This window comes from Halobacillus sp. BBL2006 (assembly GCF_000786645.1).
In the GTDB taxonomy this organism is placed as follows: domain Bacteria; phylum Bacillota; class Bacilli; order Bacillales; family Halobacillaceae; genus Halobacillus.
Window position 1 is genome coordinate 1 of record NZ_JRNX01000785.1, and the last position, 934, is coordinate 934.

The following is a 934-nucleotide window of genomic DNA, read 5'->3' on the forward strand; positions in this document are numbered from 1 at the left end:
AAGGATTTTTTAAATTTATTGTCCATTCTCAACCTCAATATTTAACATAATCTGATTTTATGTAGCGAAAGGAATGGTCATGAAACAGGTAAAAATTGCGGCTTAGGTCTAGTAGGTTTTCCCAATCAAACACCGAGTGTCACCACTCTGGCGGTTCCCCTTTAAGTTTGACTCAGCTCCGTTTCCGAAAGCTGGACTAGATTGCCACTTAGTCCGCACTATAATTCCTGAATCATGTCCTGAATGTGAACAGCCTAGGGGATTTCCCCGACAGCCTTTAACCGTTCCTTAGCCTCTTTTGCAGTTATAATTTCATACAGTTAACACATCTACGCTTCAGTGGCCATCCGAAGTTGGTTGATGCTCACATGACTGTAATCCCCTCAAAACCACTCAAGGCAGGCTACGCTGCGCATATAGATATTACTCCATATACTGCAGGTTCATACCCCATTCCATAAAAACATCTGGCTCAGACATTCTTACAGTGATGGGCCTCCGCGGAAGCAGGGTCAACGCCCACATGCCTTTGTGGATCGCCCTGCGACCTTAACTCCCAGCATCGACCCAAGGCTGGGCGCCTCAAGCCAACACAAGGAACTTCATCGATGTGCCCTTTGGCGGATTTTTAGGCCCGCCTTCAGGGACGGAGGGCCGACTAGGATACTGCACCATTCCTTTTCTAATCTTAATATATCATATTCCTTTTAAGCACTCAATCTAAATCCATTTTGTCAGTGATCACGGCTGCTTAAATAGTCGATGATCTCAGACAAAACAGTTTGATTAACACCCGCATTGGTCAGTGCTTGCTGTGCTTTCATAACATAACGCTCCTTTTGGGAACGTGCGCCTTCCAGCCCCATCAATTTAGGGTAGGTGCTCTTATTATTCCCTTCATCACTTCCTATCGGCTTGCCGATTTTTTCTGCAT

1 pseudogene is annotated in these 934 nt (G+C 45.3%); it reads right to left on the minus strand.

Annotation, left to right across the window (positions count from 1 at the left end):
• Window positions 1-734 precede the first annotated feature (734 nt).
• Window positions 735-934, minus strand: a pseudogene (locus LD39_RS23285) (polyprenyl synthetase family protein); the annotation flags it as partial.